The organism is Streptomyces sp. NPDC111628 (genome assembly GCF_055635195.1).
Genome location: NZ_JBVKBZ010000004.1, coordinates 372,511 through 394,436, shown reverse-complemented (window position 1 = coordinate 394,436; position 21,926 = coordinate 372,511). Strand labels below are relative to the sequence as shown.

Genomic DNA, 21,926 nt, shown 5'->3' with positions numbered 1-21,926 from the left:
TTACGCCCATCGGGCGGTCCCGGCCCGGCAGCGTCGTGGTCCGGCGGTCGGCGGTCGGCGGTCGGCGGTCAGCGGACCGTCACGGTCCGGCGGGCTCGCGGACGTCCTGCGGGACGGTGACCAGCCAGCGGGTGCCGCGGCGCGGGCGCAGGTACAGCGCCCAGTACAGGGTGGCGACGGCCGCGATGGAGCCGGTCAGCAGCAGGTGGCTCGCCTCCTGCTGGGTCAGGACGTAGGCGAGGACCGCGATCAGCAGGACCGGCACCACCGGCCACAGGGGCATGCGCCACGCGTGCGCGTGCCGGTGGGTGCCGCGCCGGGACAGCAGGGCGGCGACCGCGACCAGCAGGTACATCGCGGTCACGGAGACGCCGGTGACGCCGTACAGGGTGTCGAGGTCGACGTAGCACAGCGCGGCGCCCGGCACGCCGACGGCGAGGGTGGCCACCCACGGGGAGCCGAACCGGCCGAGCCTGGCGAGGAGTCCGTTGACCGGGGCGGGCCAGGCCTTGTCGCGGGCGGAGGCGAACAGCACGCGAGAGTTCTGGATGACCATGACGATGCCCGCGTTGACGATGGCGAGCGCCACGCACAGGCTCACGAAGGTGCCGACGGCGGAGTTGGACCAGGCCGTGACCATGGCGCCGATGTCGCCGCCGGTCAGGTCGGCCAGGTCGGAGGCGCCGAAGGTGATGGCGACGACCGGGACCAGGATGATCACCGTGGAGATGGCGAGGGTGGCCAGGACCGTGCGGGCGACGTTGCGGCGCGGGTTCTCCAGCTCCTCGGAGAGGTAGACGGCGGTGGAGAAGCCCTGGGTGATGAAGAGGGCGATGGCGAGCCCGGAGACGACCAGCATGGCCGTCACGGGGTCCGCACCGCCGCCCGTGCCGCCCACCTCCATCGACACCAGGCTGCCGGGCCCGCGCTCGGCGTGGGCGAAGCCCAGCACCGCGACGACGGCCGCGGCGATGACCTCCAGGACCAGGAAGACGCCGGTGATCCAGGCGTTGGCGCGCAGGTCGAGCAGCCCGGCGAGGGTGGCGAGCAGCATGACGCCGGCGCCCGCCAGGGAGGGGTCGAGGTGCAGGACCGGTTCGAGGTAGTCGGCCGTCCCCATGGCGATCACCGGGGGCACGATCATGACGACCAGCAGGGACAGCACGAAGACCAGCCAGCCCGCCAGGCGCCCGGCCATCGTCGACACCATGGCGTACTCGCCGCCCGCGCTGGGGACGAGGGTGCCCAGCTCCGAGTAGCAGAAGGCCACGGCGACACAGAGCAGCGAGCCGATGGCGATGGTCAGGGCGGTGGCGGTGCCGAGCGAGCCGAAGAGGTCGGGGACGACCACGAAGAGCGTGGAGGCGGGGGTCACGCACGAGAGCGTCAGGAGCGTGCCGCCGACGACCCCGATGGAACGCTTGAGCGTCCGCGACTCCTCAGGGGCCGCGGGTGCCGTAACGTCCGGGGGCGCGGCGGCGGTCTCGACGGGGCGGAGCGTGTCGGTCATGGAGCGGTTCCGATCGACTCGTGCGGCGTGGTTCGCGGGGAGCGCTATCGCCTCCGGCGGCTGGGTCGTACGTGGTTCTGGTCCGCTCCCGACGCCAGATGGAATCCCGACGAAAACCGCTGCGTCAATGGGTGTTTACCTACGGAAACCGTTGATCAAGTCCGTCCGTACATCCGGAAACAGCAACATGACCCTTGACGCAACGGGAGTTTGAGCCGTGCGGGAACCGTAGGGGACGGGCCGAAAAAACCCGCCGTCGTCCGGTATCCGGACGCTGTCGGTGGGGCCCGGTAGAGTCCTTCGCACAGTTGAATCACAGGAACGCAGCAACGGGTGGGGACTCATGAAGCTGAAGTACACCGCGGCCTGGGTGGGGCTCACGGCGGCCGCGATGGTGGCGGCCACCGCATGCGGCTCGGACGGCGCGAAGACGGCGGCGGAGACGGCCGACAAGGCCGTGGACAAGGCGGACACGATCATGGCGGCCCTCAGCCGGGCCACCGACCGCACCGAGGAGGTGGGCTCCGCCGAGGTCCGTACGACGACGGAGCTGGGCACCGGCGAGCCGATCGCCATGGACGGCACCTACTCCTGGGGCGACGGCTACGCGCTCGACGTCGAGATGGACGCCGAGGCCGCGCAGCTCCAGGACCTCACGGACTCCCCGACCGTGCGCACCCTGTTCGTGGACGGCGCCTACTACTACGACATCGACCCGCAGCCCGCCGGCCCGCTCGCGGGCAAGGAGTGGATGAAGGTCGACGGCTCGGCGGTGTTCGGCGAGTCGGGTGCCGCCGCGATGAGCGGGGGCGGCGGGGGCAGCCCGGCGGACTCCATGAAGGGCCTCAAGTACGCGAGCGACGTCGAGGACCTCGGCAAGGAGACCGTCAACGGCAAGGCCACGACCCACTACCGGGCCGTGCTCGACCAGAAGGACATGGGCAAGTTCAAGGAAGCCCTCAGCGGGGCCGACAGCATGCTGAACTCCGCCTCCGGCGGTGGCACGATCACCATGGACATCTGGGTCGGCGACAAGGACCTGCCCGTGCGCCTGAAGCAGGAGTTCGGCGCCATGAAGGTGACCATGGACTTCGACAGGTTCGGCGCCACCAAGGAGATCGTGGCCCCGCCCGCCGACCAGACCGGCGACCTCACGGACGCCGTGAAGGAGGCCGGTCAGCAGCAGGGCTGAGGAAGCGCGTGGGGGCCTGCGTCCCGCCCGCGGCGGGACGCAGGGGCACCGTGTGTGTCAGTGGTTGCGCGGGAAGCCCAGGTCGACGCCCGCCGGGGCGTCGGCCGGGTCGGGCCAGCGGGTGGTGACGACCTTGCCGCGGGTGTAGAAGTGCGTGCCGTCGTTGCCGTAGATGTGGTGGTCGCCGAAGAGCGAGTCCTTCCAGCCGCCGAAGGAGTGGTAGCCGACGGGGACCGGGATCGGCACGTTCACGCCGACCATGCCGGCCTCGATCTCCAGCTGGAAGCGGCGGGCCGCGCCGCCGTCCCGGGTGAAGATCGCGGTGCCGTTGCCGAACGGCGAGGCGTTGATGAGGGCCACGCCCTCCTCGTACGTCTCGGCGCGCAGCACGCACAGGACGGGGCCGAAGATCTCGTCCTGGTACGCCTTCGCGGTGGTCGGCACCCGGTCGAGCAGGGAGATGCCGATCCAGTGGCCGTCCTCGTGGCCGTCGACCGTGTACCCGGTGCCGTCCAGGACGACCTCGCAGCCCTCGGCCGCCGCACCCGCGACGTAGGAGGCGACCTTGTCGCGGTGCGCCTTGGTGATCAGCGGGCCCATCTCGGATGACGGGTCGGTGCCGGGGCCGATCTTGATCTTCTCGGCGCGCTCGCGGATCTTCTCCACCAGTTCGTCCCCGACGGCGCCGACCGCGACGACCGCGGAGATCGCCATGCAGCGCTCGCCGGCCGAGCCGTAGGCCGCGCTCACGGCCGCGTCGGCGGCGGCGTCGAGGTCGGCGTCCGGCAGCACCAGCATGTGGTTCTTGGCGCCGCCGAGGGCCTGCACGCGCTTGCCGTTGGCGGAGGCCGTGGTGTGGATGTAGCGGGCGATCGGGGTCGATCCCACGAAGGAGACGGCCTTGACGTCCGGGTGCTCCAGGAGCCGGTCCACGGCCACCTTGTCGCCGTGCACGACGTTGAAGACGCCGTCCGGCAGACCGGCCTCACAGAGCAGCTCGGCGACCTTCACGGCGGCCGACGGGTCCTTCTCGCTCGGCTTGAGCACGAAGGTGTTGCCGCAGGCGATGGCGACCGGGAACATCCACAGCGGCACCATCGCCGGGAAGTTGAACGGCGTGATGCCCGCGACCACGCCGAGCGGCTGCCGGATCGAGGACACGTCCACGCGGGTGGCGACCTGCGTCGACAGCTCGCCCTTGAGCTGCACGTTGATGCCGCAGGCCAGGTCGACGATCTCCAGGCCGCGCGCGACCTCGCCGAGCGCGTCGGAGTGCACCTTGCCGTGCTCGGCGGTGATCAGCTCGGCGATCTCGTCGCGGTGCGCGTCCAGCAGCGCCCGGAAGCGGAAGAGGATCGAGGTCCGCTGCGCCAGCGAGGACTGACCCCAGGTCAGGTACGCCTCCTTGGCGGCGGCGACCGCGGCGTCCACCTCGTCGACGGAGGCGAAGGAGACCTTGGTGGTGACCTCGCCGGTCGCCGGATTCGTCACCGGCCCGTACGTGCCCGAGGCGCCTTCGGCGGTCTTGCCGCCGATCCAGTGGTTGACGATGTTCGTCATGACCGAGAACTCCTTCACAGATGGCGGCGACGGGTCGAGACGTGCCGTTGGTGCAGCTCACGCTGTTCGTGCTGGTCAGGGGCCGGGACCGGGGACGGTCGGGTCGCGGTCTCGGCCCTGACTCCATCCCAGCAGCCGGGCGCGGCGGGCGCGCCCGACACTGTGTCTGCGGTTTGGGTGTCCGCGTAGACACGTGGGGCAGTGTGGGCGCCCCGCGTCGGGGCGCGACGCGGGAACCTCCGGCGCGGAGCCGGTGCGAGCGGGGAGTTGGCGCTCGTGCCTCGCTCCTGCCAGGGCGAGGCCGCCTTCCCGCGCCGGAGGCGTTCGGTGGGGGAACCGGCGCCCCGGCCGTGTGCCGTCGGGTCGTGCGCCATCGCGTTCCCTCCTTGCCCGCGCCCTTGCGTCACCCCGGTTTCTAGCCCTGTGCGTGCGGCCTGTCAATGTTTTGTCCGGACATTCGGACGACGTAGTCCGAGTGGCGGCCGAGGGGCGTACGGCGGAACGCCTCCGTCCGCCGCAGTCAACGCGCCGCGCCTGAACGACGGCGTACGCCTGTGTGGCACTCGTGTCACAAAAGCACCTTCCGCGTCACACATGTCACGCGCACGCGGGTCTTCCGTCACACCCGGGAACGGACCCTGACCGCTCGTCACCCCGCGTCGTTCACCCGGAACAGGCTTGGTGATCGCCAGCAGCGCCCGGCTCCCCCCGGCGGCCGTCCCCGGTCGCCGCCGCGGCGCGCGCAGGGAGGTGCGACTAGTGACCGACCGAAGGCTCTGGTCCTACAAGGACATCGCGGCCCACATCAAGGTCCAGCCGGACACCGTGCGGTCGTACCGCAAGCACGGGCTGCTGCCCCCGCCCGACCACGTGGAGGGCGGCAAGCCGTACTGGTACGCGGAGACGGTCCGGGCCTGGGTGGCGTCCCGCCCCCGCAACCGCAACCGGTAGCGACGGGAACGGCGGGAACGGCGGAGAAACCGTTCGGTGCCCCGCGATCCCGTGGGGCACAGTGCCGTGCATGGACTTCTCCGAGAAACCCGTGCTCACCGGCGACAAGACCGTCCTGCGACCGTTCACCGCCGAGGACGCCGACGTGATGTGGGAGATCGTCAACGATCCCGAGGTGGTCCGCTTCACCTTCGAGCCCACCACCGGACTCACCCTCGACAAACTGCGCTCCTGGTACGGCGTGCGCACCGCCGATCCCGACCGGCTCGACCTCGCCGTCACCGACCGCGCCACCGGCGAACTCGTCGGCGAGGTCGTCCTGTACGAGTGGGACCCCGCGGCCCGCGGCTGCACCTTCCGGACGCTCATGGGGCCCCGGGGACGCGGCCGCGGGCTGGGCAGCGAGGCGACGCGGCTCGTCGTCGGGCACGCCTTCGAAGAGGTCGGCGTGCACCGCGTCCAGCTGGAGGTCTACGCCGACAACCCGCGGGCCCGGCGGGTGTACGAGAAGGCCGGTTTCGTGGTGGAGGGGGTGCGCCGGGAGGCCGCCCTGCGGGACGGCGTGCGGGTGGACGAGGTGCTGATGGCGGTCCTCGACCACGAGTGGAAGGCGCACGGACGCGACGCAGGTGGACTGGGGTGACGGGTGAGCGTCGCCTTTATACCCCCTAGGGGTAAGGTGGAAGGTGAGTGGTCCGGCCCGGACCACGGGTACCCGCCGGTACCCGCCCACGCGCACCCCGACGAGGAGTAAACGACATGACCGCCCAGACCGACACCACCCAGGACTCCGTCACCACCGTCTACAAGGTGAGCGGAATGAGCTGCGGACACTGCGAGGGCGCCGTCTCCGGCGAGATCTCCGAGATCGCGGGCGTCGCCTCCGTGCAGGCCGTCGCCTCCACCGGCGAGGTCACCGTCGTCTCCGGGGCGCCCCTGGACGACGCGGCCGTGCGCGCCGCCGTGGACGAGGCGGGCTTCGAGCTCGTCGGCCGGGTCTGAGCCCGGCTCCCCCACCCCGTTCTGGAGTCCGGACCATGACCAGCACCACCGCGGACAGCCGCACTTCCACGACGGCCACCGGGCCCGGTCCCGGCTCCGATTCCGGCCTCGCCGAGGTCGAGCTGCTCATCGGCGGGATGACCTGCGCCTCCTGCGCGGCCCGCGTCGAGAAGAAGCTCAACCGCATGGACGGTGTCACCGCCACGGTGAACTACGCGACGGAGAAGGCCCGGGTCAGCTACCCGGCGACCACCGGGGTCGCCGACCTGATCGCCACCGTCGTGAAGACCGGGTACACCGCCGAGGAGCCCGCGCCACCGCCGGAGCCCTCGGACGAGGTCGGCACCGAGGAGCGCGGCACCGGGGACGGCGACGACGACCCGGAGTTGTCGGCCCTGCGCGGGCGCCTGGTCGTCTCGGTGCTCCTCGCCGCCCCCGTGGTCCTGCTCGCGATGGTCCCGGCGCTCCAGTTCGACAACTGGCAGTGGCTCTCGCTCACCCTCGCCGCGCCCGTCGTGGTCTGGGGCGGGCTGCCCTTCCACCGCGCCGCCTGGACGGGCGTGCGGCACGGCGCGGCCACCATGGACACGCTGGTCTCGCTCGGCACGCTGGCGGCGTTCGGCTGGTCCCTGTGGGCGCTGTTCTTCGGCGACGCGGGCATGCCGGGGATGCGGCACGGCTTCGACCTCACCGTCTCCCGCACCGACGGCGCCTCCGCCATCTACCTGGAGGCGGCCGCCGGGGTCACCGCCTTCCTGCTGCTGGGCCGCTGGCTGGAGGCCCGCTCCAAGCGCCGCGCCGGTGCCGCGCTGCGGGCGCTGCTGGAGCTGGGCGCGAAGGACGTGGCCGTACTGCGGGACGGGCATGAGGTGCGGATACCGGTGGCCCGCCTGGCGGTGGGCGACCGGTTCGTCGTACGCCCCGGCGAGAAGATCGCCACCGACGGCACGGTGACCGAGGGCGCCTCGGCCGTGGACGCCTCGCTGCTGACCGGCGAGTCCGTGCCGGTGGACGTCACCGTCGGCGACGCCGTCACCGGCGCCACGGTGAACGCCGGGGGGCGGCTGGTGGTCGAGGCGACCCGGGTGGGCGCGGACACGCAGCTGGCGCGGATGGCCAAGCTGGTGGAGGACGCGCAGAGCGGCAAGGCCGAGGTGCAGCGGCTCGCCGACCGGATCTCGGGGATCTTCGTCCCCGTCGTGCTGCTGATCGCGTTCGCCACCTTCGGCGGCTGGCTGGGTGCCACCGGTGACACGGTCGCCGCGTTCACCGCGGCCGTCGCCGTCCTGATCATCGCCTGCCCGTGCGCGCTGGGCCTCGCCACCCCGACGGCGCTGCTGGTCGGCACCGGTCGCGGCGCCCAGCTGGGCATCCTCATCAAGGGCCCGGAGGTGCTGGAGTCCACGCGGCGCGTCGACACGGTCGTCCTGGACAAGACCGGCACCGTCACCACCGGCCGCATGACCCTGCACGAGGTGTACGCCGCCGAGGGCACCGACGAGGAGGAGCTGCTGCGGCTCGCGGGGGCCGTGGAGCACGCCTCCGAGCATCCGGTGGCCCGTGCGGTCGCCGTCGGCGCCGAGGAACGGCTCGGCACGCTGCCGGGCGTGGAGGACTTCGAGAACGTCCCCGGACGCGGCGCACGCGCGCGTGTGGAGGGCCGTCAGGTCGCCGTGGGGCGCCTCTACGACGCTCTGCCGCCCGAGGTGTCCCGTGCCAGGGACGAGGCCGAGCAGCGGGGCCGTACGGCCGTCGTCGTCGGCTGGGACGGCGCGGCGCGCGGGGTCCTCGCCGTGGCGGACGCGGTGAAGGAGACCAGCGCCGAGGCGGTGGCCGGACTGCGCCGGCTGGGCCTGACCCCGGTCCTGCTGACCGGTGACAACCGCCGGGTGGCCGAGTCGGTCGCGCAGGCCGTCGGCATCGACGAGGTGATCGCCGAGGTGCTGCCCGAGGACAAGGTCGCGGTGGTGGAGCGGCTGCGGGCCGAGGGCCGTACGGTCGCCATGGTCGGCGACGGCGTCAACGACGCGGCCGCACTCGCCACCGCCGATCTGGGCCTGGCGATGGGCACGGGGACCGACGCGGCGATCGAGGCTGGCGACCTGACGCTGGTGCGCGGGGACCTCAGGGTGGCGGCGGACGCGATCCGGCTCTCCCGGCGCACCCTGGCCACGATCAAGGGCAATCTCGTGTGGGCCTTCGGCTACAACGTGGCCGCGCTGCCGCTGGCCGCCGCCGGGCTGCTGAACCCGATGATCGCGGGGGCGGCGATGGCCTTCTCCTCGGTCTTCGTGGTCACCAACAGCCTCCGGCTGCGCGCCTTCCGATAGCCGCGCACCGGTCCACGCACCGGTCCGAGCACCGGTCCACGCACCGGCCGCCGACCGGGCCGCCGCACCTCTGTTCACGTGCTGCTCGCGCCGGTCGTGAAGGGCCGCTCGTGACCGACGCTGAACGCGTACGCCGGCGACGTGCCGGAGGTGGACGCTGCCGCCCGGTCGGTGCGGAACCGGTCCGCGCCGTACAGGACCAGGGCCCAGGCCAGGCAGCCGAAGGCCGCCGTGTGCAGCAGCGCGCGCACGATGTTCCAGGTGACCCAGGCCGCCTCGAACCGTTCGCGGGCGGCGGCCAGGTCGCCGATGGAGTCCGGCGCGCCGGCCCGCTCCAACTGGTCGTTGAGCGGGACGTTGGCCACGACGGTCACCGCGAACGCGACCAGGTACAGCACGAGCGCGGCGACGAGCCAGGGCAGCGCCGGTCGCCCGTGGCCGCGCGTGGCGAGGAACACCGCCAGCGCGATCAGCGGGATCGTCCCCACGAACGGAAGCATGAACACGGGGTTGAGGATCGCCTTGTTGATGCCCTGCATCGTCTCCACGAACGTGTGGTCGGACGTACCGCGCAGCCCCGGCATCACGGCATAGGCGAAGGCTGCGAAGAGCCCCGCCATCAGGCCGGAGGCGAGGACGCAGGCGAGCAGGGTACCGGTCTGCGTGGTCTTCACGAGGCGGCCTCGGGGGTCCAGACCCCGGCGGCCGCGGCCTCGGCGACGTGGTCGGTGAAGTCGCGGGCCGGCCGGCCGAGGACCTGCCGGACGCCGTCTCCGAGATGGGCGTTACGGCCGTCGAGGACGCTGGTGAACAGATGGGTCAGCAGGTCGGTGACGGCGGCCGGGACGCCGTGCGCGGCGAGTTCGGCCGCGTAGGCCTCCGCGGGGACGGTGACGTAGCCGATCTCGCGGCCGGTCGCCGCTCCGATCGCGGCCGTGGCCTGCGCGAAGGTGAGCAGCCGGGGCCCGGTCAGGTCGTAGGTGCGGCCGGTGTGCCCGCCTTCGGCCAGGACGGTGGCAGCGACCTCGGCGATGTCGTCGGCATCGACGAACGGCTCCTCGACGTCCGCGACCGGCAGCGCGAGTTCCCCGTCGAGGACCGGACCGAGGAAGTCGCCCTCGCTGAAGTTCTGGGCGAAGAACGAGGCACGCAGGACCGTCCACTCCGCGCCCGAGGCCGCCAGCGCCTTCTCGCAGGCCTCGGCCTCCGGCTCGCCGCGCCCGGAGAGCAGCACCAGACGGCGCGCTCCGGTCCGTACCGCGAGTTCGGCGAAGGCGCCGATCGCCTCGGGGGCGCCGGGCACGGCGAGGTCCGGCTGGTAGGAGACGTAGACGGCGTCCACGCCGGTCAGGGCGGGCTGCCAGGTCGTGGAGTCGTTCCAGTCGAAGGGGATTCCGCCGGACCGCGAGCCGATCCGGACCATGTGGCCGCGATCGGTCAGCCGGCGCACGACACGGCGTCCGGTCTTTCCGGTTCCGCCCAGGACCAGGGTGAGCGCGGGGGACGTCGTGGACGTCATGGTGATCGCCTCGGCTTTCGTGGAAGGGGCTTCGTGACCGCGTTCCTGCGGTGTGCTCACAGCCTCGGCCACCCGGGGATCGCCATCAATTGGCAATCGTGCAAGGATCGTTGACCTGTGGGTTGACGGTAGGGGGCGTGGTGGAGCGACGTGAGATCGAGATCTTTCTGACGGTCGGCGAGGAACTCCACTTCGGGCGCAGTGCCGAGCGGCTGCACGTCTCGGTGGCCATGGTCAGCAAGACGGTCCGGAAGCTGGAACGGTCGGTCGGCGCGGCCCTCTTCGAGCGGACCAGCCGACGGGTGGCCTTCACCGCGATCGGGCGGCGCCTCTTCGAGGATCTGAAGCCCGCGCACCAGGCGGTCCTGGAGGCCTTCGCGCGCGCGGTGGCCTCGGGTCGGGGCGTGGACGGCGTGTTGCGGGTCGGGTTCCTGGGGACGGCCACCGCCGAGTTCGTGGTGCGCGCGGCGGAGCTGCTGCGGCACCGGCATCCGGGATGCGAGGTACGGCTGCACGAGAGCCGTTTCACGGACGGGACGGCACCACTGCGCGACGATGTGATCGACGTCCTGCTCATCGACAACTTCGCGGCTCCGGTGTCGACGCTCGCACCCGAGCACAGCGCGGGTCCGGTGCTGTTCCGGGAGGCGCCGATGCTCGCCGTATCGGCACGGCATCCGCTGGCGCGGCGGGAGGCGGTGGACGTGGCGGAGCTCGCGCGGCACGAAGTACTGCGGCCGCGGGCATCGTGGGGCGCTCCCGAGGGCGCGGAGCGGTTGTTCGGCGCGGGGCGGGCGGATTCGCCGTCGTCCGCCCTCGGCGGAGCGCCACAGGGGCGGGCCGCCGGGAGGAGCACGGAATTCGGCAGTGTCCAGGAGATGTGGGCGCTGGTCGGTGCGGGCCACGGGGTCTTCCCCGTCCCGTCCCACGCGAGTGTGTACGACGCCCGCCCCGACGTGGCGTTCGTCCCGGTCGAGGGCGCCCCGTCATACGAGTGGCGCCTGATCTGGCGTTCCGCGGCGGACAACAACCGCATCCGCGCCTTCTCCGAAGCGGCCTGCGACTACGCGGCGGCGCACCCGGATCCACTGACCGCGCCGGCGTAGCCGCCGCGGGTCGTCCCAGCATAATGATCAGCGCTGATACTGCCGCACAAAGCGGTGCTGCAACGGGGAGTTGACATGCAGAACACCGACAGCGGGCCTGCCCTCATGGCCGTGGCGGTCGTGGGCCTGGTGGTGCGGCAGCAGCTGCGTACCCGCCCTGTGCGGCGTACCGGCTCACTGATCGCCCCCGTGGTCCTCGGTGTCCTCGGGGCGGCCGGGCTCGCCTTGGGTATCGCCTCGGTCGACGAGCACCATCCCCTGACCGCGCTGTCCGTCGTCCTCCTGGTGGCGAGCCTGGCCGTCGCGGCGTCGTTCGGCGCGGCCAGGGCCCGGACCGTACGGATCTGGCGCGGGCCCCGGAGCGAGGTGCTGCGCAAGGGGACGGCGGCGACGACCGGACTGTGGTTCGCCTCGGTCGCCCTGCACATCCTGCTGGCGCTGTGGATGGACCACACGGCCGGAGCCGGACTGCTGGGGGCCGCGTCGTTGTACGCGTACCTGGCGATCGGTCTGGGGACGCAGAACCTCCTGGTGCGCAGGCGGGCCGCCGCGCTGTGACAAATGGGCGGAGGAGCCGCGACGACTGGTCCGCATTTCATGCAGGTCGAGGGGCTGCGCCTCTGGAGTCCGGCACCCACCTCACATAAGCTCTTCACAAGGCTCGCGCATCTTCCTTACGCTTGAGACCCGTGCGACGTACGGGGCTCTTGCGCACCTAACGGACATATGCAAGAGACGCAGATCACAGTGATGCGAACGTAACCATCGAAGGGGTTCGAAGGTCTAAGTTGGCGATGTCAGGCAGCGTCTTGGGGGGCGCCACCTGGCATCTGGGGATGTCTTGGGGGACTTTCCCAGAGCTGCGTTGCCGGGACACGTACACCGGGAAGCTTTGAGCGGCCCTCCCGGGCGTGCGCTGTCCCGGCAGACCGCGCGGCAAGCACCACCAGCACGACGAGCTCCACCAGCACCACCAGCACGACACAGCGAATTCAGGCGCTGTCCTCACAGACGCCCGGCCGGATCCCGTGGGGGGAATCCGCACCGGGACATGGGAAGGCGCCCTGGATCGTCGGCCCGTGGGGGGACCGGCGCCAGGGCGCCTTCTGCTGTCCGTCCGCCTTCTCCCGGGACCTCACGGGACCTCCAGGACCGCCCGGGGCACGGAAAAGTCCCGTACCACTCGGGGCGGTACGGGACTCACCGGATGCGCGGCGACCAGGTGCGCTGCGGGGGTGCCTTACGGCTCAGCGCGCCTCGACGGGAACGAAGTCGCGCTCGACGACGCCCGTGTAGATCTGGCGCGGGCGGCCGATGCGGGAACCCGGCTCCTTGATCATCTCGTGCCACTGGGCGATCCATCCCGGCAGCCGGCCGAGGGCGAACAGGACCGTGAACATCTCGGTCGGGAAGCCCATGGCCCGGTAGATCAGACCGGTGTAGAAGTCGACGTTCGGGTAGAGGCTGCGCGAGACGAAGTAGTCGTCGGAGAGCGCGTGCTCCTCCAGCTTCAGGGCGATGTCCAGCAGCTCGTCGGACTTGCCGAGCGCGGAGAGCACGTCGTGCGCGGCGGCCTTGATGATCTTGGCGCGCGGGTCGAAGTTCTTGTAGACCCGGTGGCCGAAGCCCATCAGGCGGACGCCGTCCTCCTTGTTCTTCACCTTGCGGATGAAGGAGTCGACGTCGCCGCCCGCGTCGCGGATGCCCTCGAGCATCTCCAGCACCGACTGGTTGGCGCCGCCGTGCAGCGGGCCCCACAGGGCGTTGATGCCGGCGGAGATCGAGGCGAACATGTTCGCCTGCGAGGAGCCGACCAGACGGACCGTGGAGGTCGAGCAGTTCTGCTCGTGGTCCGCGTGCAGGATCAGCAGCTTGTCGAGCGCCGCGACGACCGTCGGGTCCAGCTCGTACTCCTGCGCCGGGACCGAGAAGGTCATGCGCAGGAAGTTCTCGACGTAGCCGAGGTTGTTGGCCGGGTAGACGAACGGGTGGCCGATCGACTTCTTGTACGCGTACGCCGCGATCGTCGGAAGCTTCGCGAGCAGCCGGATCGTGGAGAGGTTGCGCTGACGCTCGTCGAACGGGTTGTGGCTGTCCTGGTAGAAGGTGGACAGCGCCGAGACCACCGACGACAGCATCGCCATCGGGTGGGCGTCGCGCGGGAAGCCCTTGTAGAAGTTCTTGACGTCCTCGTGCAGCAGGGTGTGCTGCGTGATCTCGCCCTTGAACGCGGACAGCTCGTCGACCGTCGGCAGCTCGCCGTTGATCAGCAGGTAGGCCACCTCCACGAAGGAGGAGCGCTCGGCCAGCTGCTCGATCGGGTAGCCGCGGTACCGGAGGATGCCCGCCTCGCCGTCCAGATACGTAATGGCGGATTTGTAGGCGGCGGTGTTGCCGTAACCGCTGTCCAGCGTCACCAGACCGGTCTGGGCGCGGAGCTTCCCGATGTCGAAGCCCTTGTCACCGACGGTGCTGTCGATCACCGGGTAGGTGTACTCGCCGTCGCCGTACCGCAGTACTACAGAGTTGTCGCTCACGTCTTTCCCTCACCGACGTAGTGCCTCATCTTCGAGGTGCCCTGACTGTCTCTACCATCCCCCACTTGGCTCAGGAGAGTGCACTCGGGGTCGACCATCGGGCCTATTGGCGGCACTCAGTGCCGCCAACTTGCTCATCCTGCCCCCTCCGGGGCCCATCCGGAAGCCTGTGTGACCTTTCCGACTCGTTTGATCGATCATTTTTTTCACACGGTCCGGGAGGTTTACCGGAAGGTTTCAGGTCCGGGGCCCCGCCAACCGGAAGTCGAGCGCCGTGCACCGCCTCCCGGCCGACACCGTCCGCACCGCCTGCCCGATCGCCTTGCGCGAGCCGACGAGGACGACCAGGCGTTTCGCCCGGGTGACCGCCGTGTAGAGCAGGTTCCGCTGGAGCATCATCCAGGCCCCTGTCGTCACGGGGATCACGACGGCCGGATACTCGCTTCCCTGGGACCGGTGAATGGTGACCGCGTACGCGTGGGCCAGCTCGTCCAGTTCGTCGAAGTCGTACGGCACCTCCTCGTCCTCGTCCGTCAGCACGGTGAGGCGCTGGTCGACCGGGTCGAGCGAGGTGACGACGCCCACGGTGCCGTTGAAGACGCCGTTCTCGCCCTTCTCGTAATTGTTGCGGATCTGGGTGACCTTGTCGCCGACCCGGAAGACGCGTCCGCCGAACCGCTTCTCGGGCACGTCCGGGCGCCCCGGGGTGACGGCCTGCTGGAGCAGCCCGTTCAGCGTCCCGGCTCCGGCGGGTCCGCGGTGCATGGGCGCCAGCACCTGCACGTCCCGGCGCGGATCGAGCCCGAACTTCGCGGGGATGCGCCGCGCGGCGACATCCACCGTGAGCCGCCCGGCCTCCTCCGTGTCGTCCTCGACGAAGAGGAAGAAGTCCTTCATCCCGTCGGTGAGCGGATGCTGCCCGGCGTTGATCCGGTGCGCGTTGGTGACGACGCCGGACTGCTGGGCCTGCCGGAAGACCCGGGTGAGCCGCACGGCGGGCACGGGACTGCCGGGCGCCAGCAGGTCCCTCAGCACCTCCCCCGCCCCCACGCTGGGCAACTGGTCGACATCGCCGACGAGCAGCAGGTGGGCGCCGGGCGGGACGGCCTTCGCGAGCTTGTTGGCGAGGAGCAGATCGAGCATCGACGCCTCGTCCACCACCACCAGGTCGGCGTCGAGCGGCCGCTCCCGGTCGTAGGCCGCGTCGCCGCCGGGCTTCAGCTCCAGCAGCCGGTGCACGGTGGACGCCTCGGCGCCGGTCAGCTCGGCGAGCCGCTTGGCGGCCCGCCCGGTGGGCGCGGCGAGCACGACCTTCGCCTTCCTGGCCCGCGCCAGCTCCACGATGGACCGCACGGTGAAGGACTTGCCGCAGCCGGGACCGCCGGTGAGGACTGCGACCTTCTCGCTCAGCGCGAGCTTGACGGCCTCCTCCTGCTCGGGCGCGAGGTCGACGCCGGTGCGCTGCTTCAGCCATGCGAGCGCCTTGTCCCAGGCCACGTCCTGGAAGCCGGGCATCCGGTCGTCGTCGGTGTGCAGCAGACGCCGCAACTGCCCCGCCAGGGCCAGCTCGGCGCGGTGGAAGGGCACGAGGTAGACGGCGGTGACGGGCTCGCCGCCCTCGGGGTGGGGCACCTTCTCCCTCACGACACCGGGATCGCCGTCCGGATCCTCGGGCTCGGCGGCCAGCTCGCCCAGGCACTCGATGACGAGCCCGGTGTCCACCTGGAGCAGCTTCACCGCGTCGGCGATGAGCTTCTCCTCCGGGAGGTAGCAGTGCCCCTGGTCGGTGGCCTGCGACAGCGCGTACTGCATCCCCGCCTTGACCCGCTCGGGGCTGTCGTGCGGGATCCCGACGGACTGGGCGATCTTGTCGGCGGTGAGGAAACCGATGCCCCAGACGTCGGCGGCGAGGCGGTAGGGCTGGTTCTTCACGACGGAGATGGAGGCGTCCCCGTACTTCTTGTAGATGCGGACGGCGATGGACGTGGACACCTCGACCGTCTGGAGGAAGAGCATGACCTCCTTGATCGCCTTCTGCTCCTCCCAGGCATCGGCGATCTTCCTGGTCCGCTTGGGCCCGAGGCCGGGCACCTCGATGAGCCGCTTGGGCTCCTCCTCGATGATGGTGAGCGTGTCCAGCCCGAAGTGCTGCGTGATCCGGTCGGCGAAGACCGGCCCGATTCCCTTGACCAGCCCGGACCCCAGATAACGCCGGATGCCCTGCACGGTGGCGGGCAGCAGCGTCGTGTAGTTCTCCACGTGGAACTGCTTGCCGTACTGGGGATGCGATCCCCAGCGTCCCTCCATCCGCAGCGACTCCCCCACCTGTGCACCGAGCAGCGCGCCGACGACGGTCAGCAGATCGCCGGCGCCTCTGCCGGTGTCGACGCGGGCGACCGTGTAGCCGTTCTCCTCGTTGGCGTAGGTGACGCGCTCCAGAACGCCTTCAAGGGTGGCGAGCCGCCTTTCGCCAGGGGCCGCGGGGGGCTGGTTGGGCATGATCCGACGGTACCGGTGGGGTGTGACAGCGTGCGCGGTCCGGCAGGATCACGCGTGCGGTGCGATACGTCCGACGCTTACGGAGGGGACACATGGGGCTGACCTACGGCTACGACGTCTATCTGCGCCCGCGGAACGTCGCCGGGGCGCTGGCCGCCGTGGCCGGGCTGGCACCCCCGTCCCGGGACGTGCCCCCGCTCGACATCACGCTGCCCGGCGGCGAGCGGGTCACCCTCCCCTTCACGTCCGGCTTCGGCAGCGAGCCGGTCGACTGCGCCGGCAGCGAGACGCTCGACCTGGACACGTCCCTCATGTTCCCGGTCGACGACGCGGTGCGGGCGTATGGGAAGGCGTACCCGCTGCCGCCGGAGGAGGACGGACGGGTCCGGATCGGGTACGTCTACCTGACCGTCCGGTTCCAGTCGTTCCTGGACCCCGGGTACGCGGCCCTGGAGTTCTGGGCGCCGACCTCCGGCATCAGCCGCCTGTTCGAGCGGTCGGCGAGCATCAGGAAGACGTTCACCGACCTCGCCGCCGCCGTCGGTGGCGTGTGCTGCCAGTTCGACCGGGGCGACGGCGGCCCCGGGGAGGTGTGCTGGGTCAGCGGGGAGGCGGGGTTCCCTCCGGCTCCGTCGTCACCGTGAGGAAACGGGTGAAGGCAGCGCGGGGCCCGGCTGGTGATGCCATTCGCCCTTTACCGGCCGGACTGAGGCTTCCGGTGCCTGCCCGTCCCGGGCCCGAGCTTCGGCACCGGTCCCGGAGCCGGTTCCGGGATCGAGACGGCGCCGCTGTCGGGGTGAAGGATGCGCCGCGCCTCCGCGAGGTTCGCGGCGAAGCCGTGGGGCTCCCACGCGTACCCGTTCCACCGCTGGATCACGCGAGGTGCGTCGGGGGCGAGGTGCGTTCCCCGGGGTCCGTCCCCCGCGACGAGCGGCACGGCACGCAGTCGTCCGATCTTCCGATCCCGGCGCCCGGCCCATGCCGACAGGGATTCGTCGTCGTCCATCGTGCTTCCTATGGGCTGTGGGGCGCGGTGCTTTCCGGGAGCTTAGGGGGCTTCAGACGAGTCGGTGTTCCCAACGCAGCGAGGGGCTGCCATCGATCCAGTAGATGTGCGATCTGTCGGTGACGCGGAGCCGCACCTCCTCGATCCCCGGGCTGCCCTCGTCCTGCCAGGCGACCAGTGCGCGCTCGACGTCGTCCCAGAGAGCCGCGGGACCGCCCTGTCGGACGGTCCAACCGTCGCCGTCGGCACAGAACTCGGCGAACGACTCCCGCGCCGGGTCGAAGAGATACCGCAGCGGCGCGCCGTCGCTCCGGGTGGCCCGTACGAACTGGGCTCCCGGTGCGGCGAGCTGGGCGAGGAAGGCTGGCATCCACTCCTCCAGAGCGAAGGGGGACACGAGCGCGGGCCGTTCCCCGTCCGCGTACGCGGCGCGTGCGGACAGGTCACCGCCCAAGGGGGTCAGCGCCTGAGCACGCGCCTGCATGAAAGAGGAGGGCCCGACGATCACGCCGTCGGCGGTCTCGTCGTCGCTGACGGTGACCTTCGCCAGTCCGGTTCCCCAGGGCCAGGAGCCGACAGTGCTGAGGATGATCCCACCGGGCTTCGTCTGCCGGACCCACGTGTGCGGGATACGGCGGACCGCACAGGTGGCGATCACCCTGTCGTAGGGTGCCCGGGGCGGATGTCCGAGGAGCCCGTCGCCCGTCACCGTCCACGTCGAGCAACCGACGGACTCCAGGGCGGCATCGGCGCGCGCCGCCACCTGAGGGTCGACCTCGACCGTCGTGACGTTGTCCTCGCCGACCCGCTGACACGTCAGGGCGGTGGAGTAGCCGGTGCCCGTGCCGATCTCCAGGACGCGGTGTTCCGCCGTGAGGTCCAAGAGCTCGATCATGCCGACGACGGTGGTGGGGTCGGTCGAGGACGAGGTGGGCACACCCTCGACGGGTCCGGCTGCCTGGTCGGCGCTGAGGTGGCCGTCGAGCTGGGTGGTGAGCGTGCGGACGCTGTAGGCCAGCTCCAGCCACTCGTGCGGGATGGTGTCGAGTGCCGTGACGGGCCGCCAGGTCCGCCCCTCGTCAAGGAAGACTCCGTGTTGGAGGAACAGCTCGCGCGGCACGGTCTCGACGGCTTCACGCAGCCAGGCGGACGTGAGGACCCCCATGGTGGTGAGCAGCGCACTCATGCGGCGCCGCTCCTGTGCCGAGTCGGTCATGGGCCGTCTCCCCGAATGAGCAGGTCGGCGAAGGCCGTGGACATGGGCAGGCCCGTCTCCTTCTCCAGCCACCCCCACTGCCCGTTGGGGTTCAGCTCCAGCCACCAGTAGTCCCCCGCCCGGTCCACCGCGAGGTCGAAGCTCCCTGACACCAGCTTCAGACGGTCGAGGTAGGCATGGAGGGCTTCGCCCACCCGGCTGGGAAGACGCACGACGCTGTAGGCCAAGGCACTGTAGTCCTTGCGCCAGTCGAGCAGTCCGGAATCGATGCGTACGGCGAACGTGCGCCGGCCCACGATCAGGACGCGGAGGTCGGTCACCTTGTCCACGCGTGCTTGGAACAGGTGGGGGACCACACGCACGCTGTCGTCGATCTCCTCGGCGGTGACCTGATCGGTCCATCCGGTCATCGGTACACCGTTACGCGTGTAGGAGGTCCAGCGCAGCGTCTTGGAGATCGTGTTCCCCTGACTGCGCACGAACTCGCGTGCCTCGACGGGATCATTGGTGACGAGGGTAGAGGGAACCTTGAAGCCGAGCTGCTGGGCGTGGACCAGCTGGGCGGGTTTGTAGTCGGCTGCAGCGACGCGTAACGGGTGGTTGACCCAGAGCGGGCTGTCCAAGGCGTACAGGATCCCTCCGAGGCCGTAACGGACCTGTGCTGCTGCGAAGCGGGCATCGTCCAAGGAAAGGCGGGGGAAGGAGGGCCACTCGGGTCGACGCCAGTACACCGCTCGGACGGTCGACAGGTCGGCCGTTCTCGTCGGGGTGCGCAGCTTTCCGGCCACCGGCATCGGGCAGGCGCCGAACCGGGCCGAGACGGTGAGGCTCTCGCCCATGTCGGCGGGATTGAACCGGACCACGGGCACGTCACGCCGGTTGAGCTCAGTGATCACCATGTCGGCGGTGACGTCATCCGCTTCGGTGGCCACGACGACCGGCCCCTTGTCGGTAGTGGTCATCAGTCCTGGTTGCTGTCCTGGTCGTGTCCCTGGTCGTTCTGGGAATCCGAGTTCGTCGTCGTGGCGGTCTCGGTACCGGAACTGGTGCCGTGCTTGCCCATCTCGATCACCCGGCCCGCACGGTCGCGGTACACGCCGAGTTGCGTCGTGGGATCGATGGTGACCGTGAGGTGAGACCTGTGGACGACGGTCGGGTAGGGAGCGAGTCGACCCGCGGCCCATGGCCGCGTGGAGGCGGGAGGGATGTGCGTACGACTGTCGGCGGCACCCTCTTTGCGAGCCGGTTCGGAGATCGACATGAGGTGATTCCTTTCGGACAGTGCGGCAGTCACAACCGAACCCAGGACCACCACTTCGAGAGCTACCGGAGGTCTGCAACTCCGGTGGGCGTGTGACCAGTGAACGACAATCCGTTACCGTCTCCCAGAGCGGATCCCTCGCACTGCCCGGGCGTTTTCCGCGCATTCGGGCCGCGCCCGAGGGAAGGTGCGCCCTTCTGAGGGGAGACCGATGACGTCGAGGCGTAAGCGCTTTGCCGAGCGGCGGACGGCGCAGGGCTACTCCCAGGAAGACTTCGCCGAAGCACTCATGGTGGCCGTGTCCACCGTGATCCGCTGGGAGAGCGGTCGTGCCACTCCGCGACCACACCAACGTCCCAAGATCGCAAGCCTGTTGGAGATCACTCTTCTCGAGCTGGAAGGACTTCTCGTCAATGAGCCGCCTGCCGATTTCGCCGCGCCTTCCGACATTCCCGCCCTCAGTCCCTGCGATGACGACGACATGAAACGCCGTGAAGTCCTGGGTCTGCTCGCCGTCACGGGCGCTCTGGTCGCCCTGCCCGGTTCGGACGACTCTCCCCGAGAACGAACGGACGCAGGATTACTGGAGAATGGAGAAGGCGTACACCGCGGCCTGTGGCAGGTATTCACCCTCTCCGACTCGAAACAGGCCGTCTTCCCAGCGGTCCGCAGGCAGCTCCACGCCCTGACGACATGTCTGGCCGGAGCACGCACCGACGCGGACCGGGCTCGGCTGTGCACCATGACGGCCGACCTCTACCAGCTCGCCGGTGAACTGTTTTTCGACGCCAACCGGTACACCGACGCGGCGCAGTGCTACACCCTGGCCGCCCACGCCGCCCAGGCCGGCGGTGAGCACGATCTCTGGGCCTGCGCCATGACCCGTCACGCCTACGTCGAGCTGTACGCCCCTCGCGCGTCCGCTGCCCAACCCCTGCTGGCGGCAGCCCGCAGTATCGCCCGAAAGGGTGACACCGCATTGTCTACCCGTCACTGGGTCGCCGCCGTCCAGGCCGAGGCCTACGCGGCCATGGGCGACATCGACGCCTGCACCCGCGCCCTCGACGAAGCCGAAAAGGTCCATGCTCTGGACGGCCGTTCCCGCAACGGGGGCTGGCTCCGCTTCGACGGTTCCCGCCTCTTCGAGGAACGCGGCGCCTGCTATCTCCGGCTCGGCCGTCCCGACCTTGCGGAGGACGCCCTCGCCTCGGCCCTCGCTCAACCGCTGTCGCTGCGCCGCCGCGCCGCCGTACTGACCGACCTGGCCGTGGTCGGGCTCCATCGGCGCGATGTCGACCAGGTCATGCACTACGCGGAGACGGCGATCGGCCTGGCCGACCAGTCGAACTCGGGCTTCATCGGCAAGAAGCTGGACGGGCTTCGGGAGCGTCTTGCCCCACACATGTCCGATGACCGAATCTCGAGTCTGGATCACCGAATCGCGGCGCTTTCCCGCACCGCATGACAAGAGGGACATGGGCATGAGTGACGGTCGGATCTTCCGCGAGGCTTGGATCGCAGGTGTGACCAAGCACTACCCCGGCGAGCCGAAGCCCGGCTATATAACGCCGTGGGACGAGACGCCCCAGTGGGAGCGGGAAGCCGCCGCCGCCGTGTGCGGGCAGGTGCGCGCCTTCATCGAGGTCAGTGAGGGCCACGCCTCGCGACTCAGCCGCGAACAGAAGGGCCGTTTCGTCGCGCTGTGCTGGACGGCCCAGATGTTCAGGCACTTCGAGGACCCGAAGCCGGGATACGTCGCCGACTGGGCCGACCTGCCGACCTGGCAGCGGGAAACGGACTCGGACATCTTCGAGCGCATTGAGCAAACCGGCTGAACCGACACGTCAGGGCTTGGCCAAGGGGCCCTTCAGGGCGTCGAGGAAGGAGGCGAAGGACTCCGCCGGGAAGGTGAGGGTGGCCCGGACAGGAGCCTTGCTGTCGCGGACGGCAACGTGGGTGGTCGAGGTAGACACCTCCACGCACTCGTTGCCGTCACCCGGGCCCGAGTGGGGCGACTTCCGCCAGCTGTCCACGCGTCTCACCGCTCTCGCTCCGCCCTCTTGATCGCCCGGATGAAGGCCCTGAAGGCCTCGGTCGGGAGAGAGAACGTTCCGTACGCGGGGGCCTTGGTGTCGCGGACGGCTACGTGGGTGGCCGAGGTGGCTATCTCCACGCAGTTGTTGCCGTCGCCACCTCCGGAGTAGGACGACTTGCGCCAGGTGTCAGGGGTGGACACG

The 21,926-nt window shown here is 70.4% G+C and carries 22 protein-coding genes and 1 pseudogene; 10 read left to right on the top strand and 13 right to left on the bottom strand.

What is annotated here, in order from left to right; genetic code table 11:
* Positions 1-79 precede the first annotated feature (79 nt).
* Positions 80-1,510 carry an APC family permease gene (locus ACZ7MF_RS23795; protein ID WP_471479545.1) on the bottom strand — a complete coding sequence of 477 codons (1,431 nt, stop codon included), beginning with the start codon at positions 1,508-1,510 and terminating at the stop codon, positions 80-82.
* Positions 1,511-1,853: 343 nt separating this feature from the next.
* Between ACZ7MF_RS23795 and ACZ7MF_RS23790 the strand changes: the two genes are divergently transcribed.
* The gene (locus tag ACZ7MF_RS23790) at positions 1,854-2,702 is read left to right on the top strand and encodes an SCO4651 family lipoprotein (protein ID WP_471479543.1); all 849 of its coding nucleotides are present in this window, start codon (positions 1,854-1,856) and stop codon (positions 2,700-2,702) included.
* A gap of 57 nt (positions 2,703-2,759) precedes the next feature.
* Here the strand turns inward: ACZ7MF_RS23790 and mmsA are convergent, their stop codons facing one another.
* Complete coding sequence (mmsA, locus tag ACZ7MF_RS23785) at positions 2,760-4,262, bottom strand: CoA-acylating methylmalonate-semialdehyde dehydrogenase (protein ID WP_471479542.1); 1,503 nt, start codon at positions 4,260-4,262, stop codon at positions 2,760-2,762.
* Between the two features lie 14 nt (positions 4,263-4,276).
* Positions 4,277-4,486, bottom strand: a pseudogene (locus ACZ7MF_RS23780) (hypothetical protein); the annotation flags it as partial.
* A 535-nt stretch (positions 4,487-5,021) separates the two neighbouring features.
* On the opposite strand from ACZ7MF_RS23780, the gene ACZ7MF_RS23775 reads away from it, so the two are divergent.
* The 4 genes from ACZ7MF_RS23775 to ACZ7MF_RS23760 all read left to right on the top strand — a co-directional run bounded on the left by ACZ7MF_RS23775 (position 5,022) and on the right by ACZ7MF_RS23760 (position 8,545).
* Positions 5,022-5,213 (top strand): helix-turn-helix transcriptional regulator, encoded by a 192-nt coding sequence (locus ACZ7MF_RS23775; RefSeq protein WP_016326277.1) that lies wholly within the window; start codon positions 5,022-5,024, stop codon positions 5,211-5,213.
* Between the two features lie 70 nt (positions 5,214-5,283).
* Complete coding sequence (locus ACZ7MF_RS23770) at positions 5,284-5,856, top strand: GNAT family N-acetyltransferase (RefSeq protein WP_471479540.1); 573 nt, start codon at positions 5,284-5,286, stop codon at positions 5,854-5,856.
* Between the two features lie 116 nt (positions 5,857-5,972).
* Positions 5,973-6,215, top strand: coding sequence for a heavy-metal-associated domain-containing protein (locus ACZ7MF_RS23765; RefSeq protein ID WP_016326279.1), 243 nt, complete (start codon positions 5,973-5,975; stop codon positions 6,213-6,215).
* Between the two features lie 35 nt (positions 6,216-6,250).
* Complete coding sequence (locus tag ACZ7MF_RS23760; protein WP_471479538.1) at positions 6,251-8,545, top strand: heavy metal translocating P-type ATPase; 2,295 nt, start codon at positions 6,251-6,253, stop codon at positions 8,543-8,545.
* A 74-nt stretch (positions 8,546-8,619) separates the two neighbouring features.
* Here ACZ7MF_RS23760 and ACZ7MF_RS23755 read toward each other — a convergent pair whose 3' ends face one another.
* Together ACZ7MF_RS23755 and ACZ7MF_RS23750 are read right to left on the bottom strand one after the other, a co-directional pair.
* Positions 8,620-9,219, bottom strand: coding sequence for an anthrone oxygenase family protein (locus tag ACZ7MF_RS23755; protein WP_471479536.1), 600 nt, complete (start codon positions 9,217-9,219; stop codon positions 8,620-8,622).
* A complete protein-coding gene (locus ACZ7MF_RS23750) occupies positions 9,216-10,064 on the bottom strand; it encodes an SDR family oxidoreductase (protein WP_471479534.1) in 849 nt (282 codons plus the stop codon). The genes ACZ7MF_RS23755 and ACZ7MF_RS23750 overlap by 4 nt, the downstream gene beginning before the upstream one ends.
* Before the next feature lie 137 nt (positions 10,065-10,201).
* On the opposite strand from ACZ7MF_RS23750, the gene ACZ7MF_RS23745 reads away from it, so the two are divergent.
* Positions 10,202-11,170 carry a LysR family transcriptional regulator gene (locus ACZ7MF_RS23745; RefSeq protein ID WP_471479532.1) on the top strand — a complete coding sequence of 323 codons (969 nt, stop codon included), beginning with the start codon at positions 10,202-10,204 and terminating at the stop codon, positions 11,168-11,170.
* A 75-nt stretch (positions 11,171-11,245) separates the two neighbouring features.
* Positions 11,246-11,728, top strand: a complete 483-nt coding sequence (locus ACZ7MF_RS23740; RefSeq protein WP_471479530.1) for a hypothetical protein — start codon at positions 11,246-11,248, stop codon at positions 11,726-11,728.
* 689 nt (positions 11,729-12,417) lie between these two features.
* On the opposite strand, the gene ACZ7MF_RS23735 is transcribed toward ACZ7MF_RS23740, so the two are convergent.
* Together ACZ7MF_RS23735 and recD2 are read right to left on the bottom strand one after the other, a co-directional pair.
* Positions 12,418-13,707: a citrate synthase gene (locus tag ACZ7MF_RS23735; RefSeq protein ID WP_115742207.1), complete on the bottom strand. Its 1,290-nt coding sequence runs from the start codon at positions 13,705-13,707 to the stop codon at positions 12,418-12,420.
* A gap of 237 nt (positions 13,708-13,944) precedes the next feature.
* The gene (gene recD2, locus ACZ7MF_RS23730) at positions 13,945-16,206 is read right to left on the bottom strand and encodes an SF1B family DNA helicase RecD2 (RefSeq protein WP_471479528.1); all 2,262 of its coding nucleotides are present in this window, start codon (positions 16,204-16,206) and stop codon (positions 13,945-13,947) included.
* Between the two features lie 92 nt (positions 16,207-16,298).
* Here recD2 and ACZ7MF_RS23725 point away from each other — a divergent pair, with 92 nt between their 5' ends.
* Complete coding sequence (locus ACZ7MF_RS23725) at positions 16,299-16,850, top strand: hypothetical protein (RefSeq protein WP_471479526.1); 552 nt, start codon at positions 16,299-16,301, stop codon at positions 16,848-16,850.
* 50 nt (positions 16,851-16,900) lie between these two features.
* Here the strand turns inward: ACZ7MF_RS23725 and ACZ7MF_RS23720 are convergent, their stop codons facing one another.
* The 4 genes from ACZ7MF_RS23720 to tgmA are packed head-to-tail and all read right to left on the bottom strand — an operon-like array spanning position 16,901 to position 19,689.
* The gene (locus ACZ7MF_RS23720) at positions 16,901-17,212 is read right to left on the bottom strand and encodes a DUF6087 family protein (RefSeq protein WP_471479524.1); all 312 of its coding nucleotides are present in this window, start codon (positions 17,210-17,212) and stop codon (positions 16,901-16,903) included.
* Positions 17,213-17,264: 52 nt separating this feature from the next.
* Positions 17,265-18,428, bottom strand: coding sequence for an ATP-grasp peptide maturase system methyltransferase (gene tgmC / locus ACZ7MF_RS23715; protein WP_471479522.1), 1,164 nt, complete (start codon positions 18,426-18,428; stop codon positions 17,265-17,267).
* The gene (tgmB, locus tag ACZ7MF_RS23710) at positions 18,425-19,390 is read right to left on the bottom strand and encodes an ATP-grasp ribosomal peptide maturase (protein ID WP_471479520.1); all 966 of its coding nucleotides are present in this window, start codon (positions 19,388-19,390) and stop codon (positions 18,425-18,427) included. The genes tgmC and tgmB overlap by 4 nt, the downstream gene beginning before the upstream one ends.
* A complete protein-coding gene (gene tgmA / locus ACZ7MF_RS23705; RefSeq protein ID WP_356861312.1) occupies positions 19,390-19,689 on the bottom strand; it encodes a putative ATP-grasp-modified RiPP in 300 nt (99 codons plus the stop codon). Before tgmA ends, tgmB begins: the two co-directional genes overlap by 1 nt.
* Before the next feature lie 211 nt (positions 19,690-19,900).
* Between tgmA and ACZ7MF_RS23700 the strand changes: the two genes are divergently transcribed.
* Positions 19,901-21,154, top strand: coding sequence for a helix-turn-helix transcriptional regulator (locus ACZ7MF_RS23700; RefSeq protein ID WP_471479518.1), 1,254 nt, complete (start codon positions 19,901-19,903; stop codon positions 21,152-21,154).
* 16 nt (positions 21,155-21,170) lie between these two features.
* Positions 21,171-21,524 carry a hypothetical protein gene (locus tag ACZ7MF_RS23695; RefSeq protein WP_471479517.1) on the top strand — a complete coding sequence of 118 codons (354 nt, stop codon included), beginning with the start codon at positions 21,171-21,173 and terminating at the stop codon, positions 21,522-21,524.
* A 9-nt stretch (positions 21,525-21,533) separates the two neighbouring features.
* On the opposite strand, the gene ACZ7MF_RS23690 is transcribed toward ACZ7MF_RS23695, so the two are convergent.
* Positions 21,534-21,722, bottom strand: a complete 189-nt coding sequence (locus ACZ7MF_RS23690; RefSeq protein ID WP_471479515.1) for a DUF397 domain-containing protein — start codon at positions 21,720-21,722, stop codon at positions 21,534-21,536.
* A 5-nt stretch (positions 21,723-21,727) separates the two neighbouring features.
* Positions 21,728-21,925, bottom strand: coding sequence for a DUF397 domain-containing protein (locus ACZ7MF_RS23685; RefSeq protein WP_471479513.1), 198 nt, complete (start codon positions 21,923-21,925; stop codon positions 21,728-21,730).
* Between the last annotated feature and the right edge of the window lies 1 nt (position 21,926).

Coding starts and splice junctions, on each gene's coding strand:
- ACZ7MF_RS23795 (WP_471479545.1), bottom strand. CDS start 1,510: ATGACCGACACGCTCCGCCCCGTCGAGACCGCCGCCGCGCCCCCGGAC.
- ACZ7MF_RS23790 (WP_471479543.1), top strand. CDS start 1,854: ATGAAGCTGAAGTACACCGCGGCCTGGGTGGGGCTCACGGCGGCCGCG.
- mmsA (WP_471479542.1), bottom strand. CDS start 4,262: ATGACGAACATCGTCAACCACTGGATCGGCGGCAAGACCGCCGAAGGC.
- ACZ7MF_RS23770 (WP_471479540.1), top strand. CDS start 5,284: ATGGACTTCTCCGAGAAACCCGTGCTCACCGGCGACAAGACCGTCCTG.
- ACZ7MF_RS23765 (WP_016326279.1), top strand. CDS start 5,973: ATGACCGCCCAGACCGACACCACCCAGGACTCCGTCACCACCGTCTAC.
- ACZ7MF_RS23760 (WP_471479538.1), top strand. CDS start 6,251: ATGACCAGCACCACCGCGGACAGCCGCACTTCCACGACGGCCACCGGG.
- ACZ7MF_RS23750 (WP_471479534.1), bottom strand. CDS start 10,064: ATGACGTCCACGACGTCCCCCGCGCTCACCCTGGTCCTGGGCGGAACC.
- ACZ7MF_RS23740 (WP_471479530.1), top strand. CDS start 11,246: ATGCAGAACACCGACAGCGGGCCTGCCCTCATGGCCGTGGCGGTCGTG.
- recD2 (WP_471479528.1), bottom strand. CDS start 16,206: ATGCCCAACCAGCCCCCCGCGGCCCCTGGCGAAAGGCGGCTCGCCACC.
- ACZ7MF_RS23725 (WP_471479526.1), top strand. CDS start 16,299: ATGGGGCTGACCTACGGCTACGACGTCTATCTGCGCCCGCGGAACGTC.
- ACZ7MF_RS23720 (WP_471479524.1), bottom strand. CDS start 17,212: ATGGACGACGACGAATCCCTGTCGGCATGGGCCGGGCGCCGGGATCGG.
- tgmC (WP_471479522.1), bottom strand. CDS start 18,428: ATGACCGACTCGGCACAGGAGCGGCGCCGCATGAGTGCGCTGCTCACC.
- tgmB (WP_471479520.1), bottom strand. CDS start 19,390: ATGACCACTACCGACAAGGGGCCGGTCGTCGTGGCCACCGAAGCGGAT.
- tgmA (WP_356861312.1), bottom strand. CDS start 19,689: ATGTCGATCTCCGAACCGGCTCGCAAAGAGGGTGCCGCCGACAGTCGT.
- ACZ7MF_RS23700 (WP_471479518.1), top strand. CDS start 19,901: ATGACGTCGAGGCGTAAGCGCTTTGCCGAGCGGCGGACGGCGCAGGGC.
- ACZ7MF_RS23695 (WP_471479517.1), top strand. CDS start 21,171: ATGAGTGACGGTCGGATCTTCCGCGAGGCTTGGATCGCAGGTGTGACC.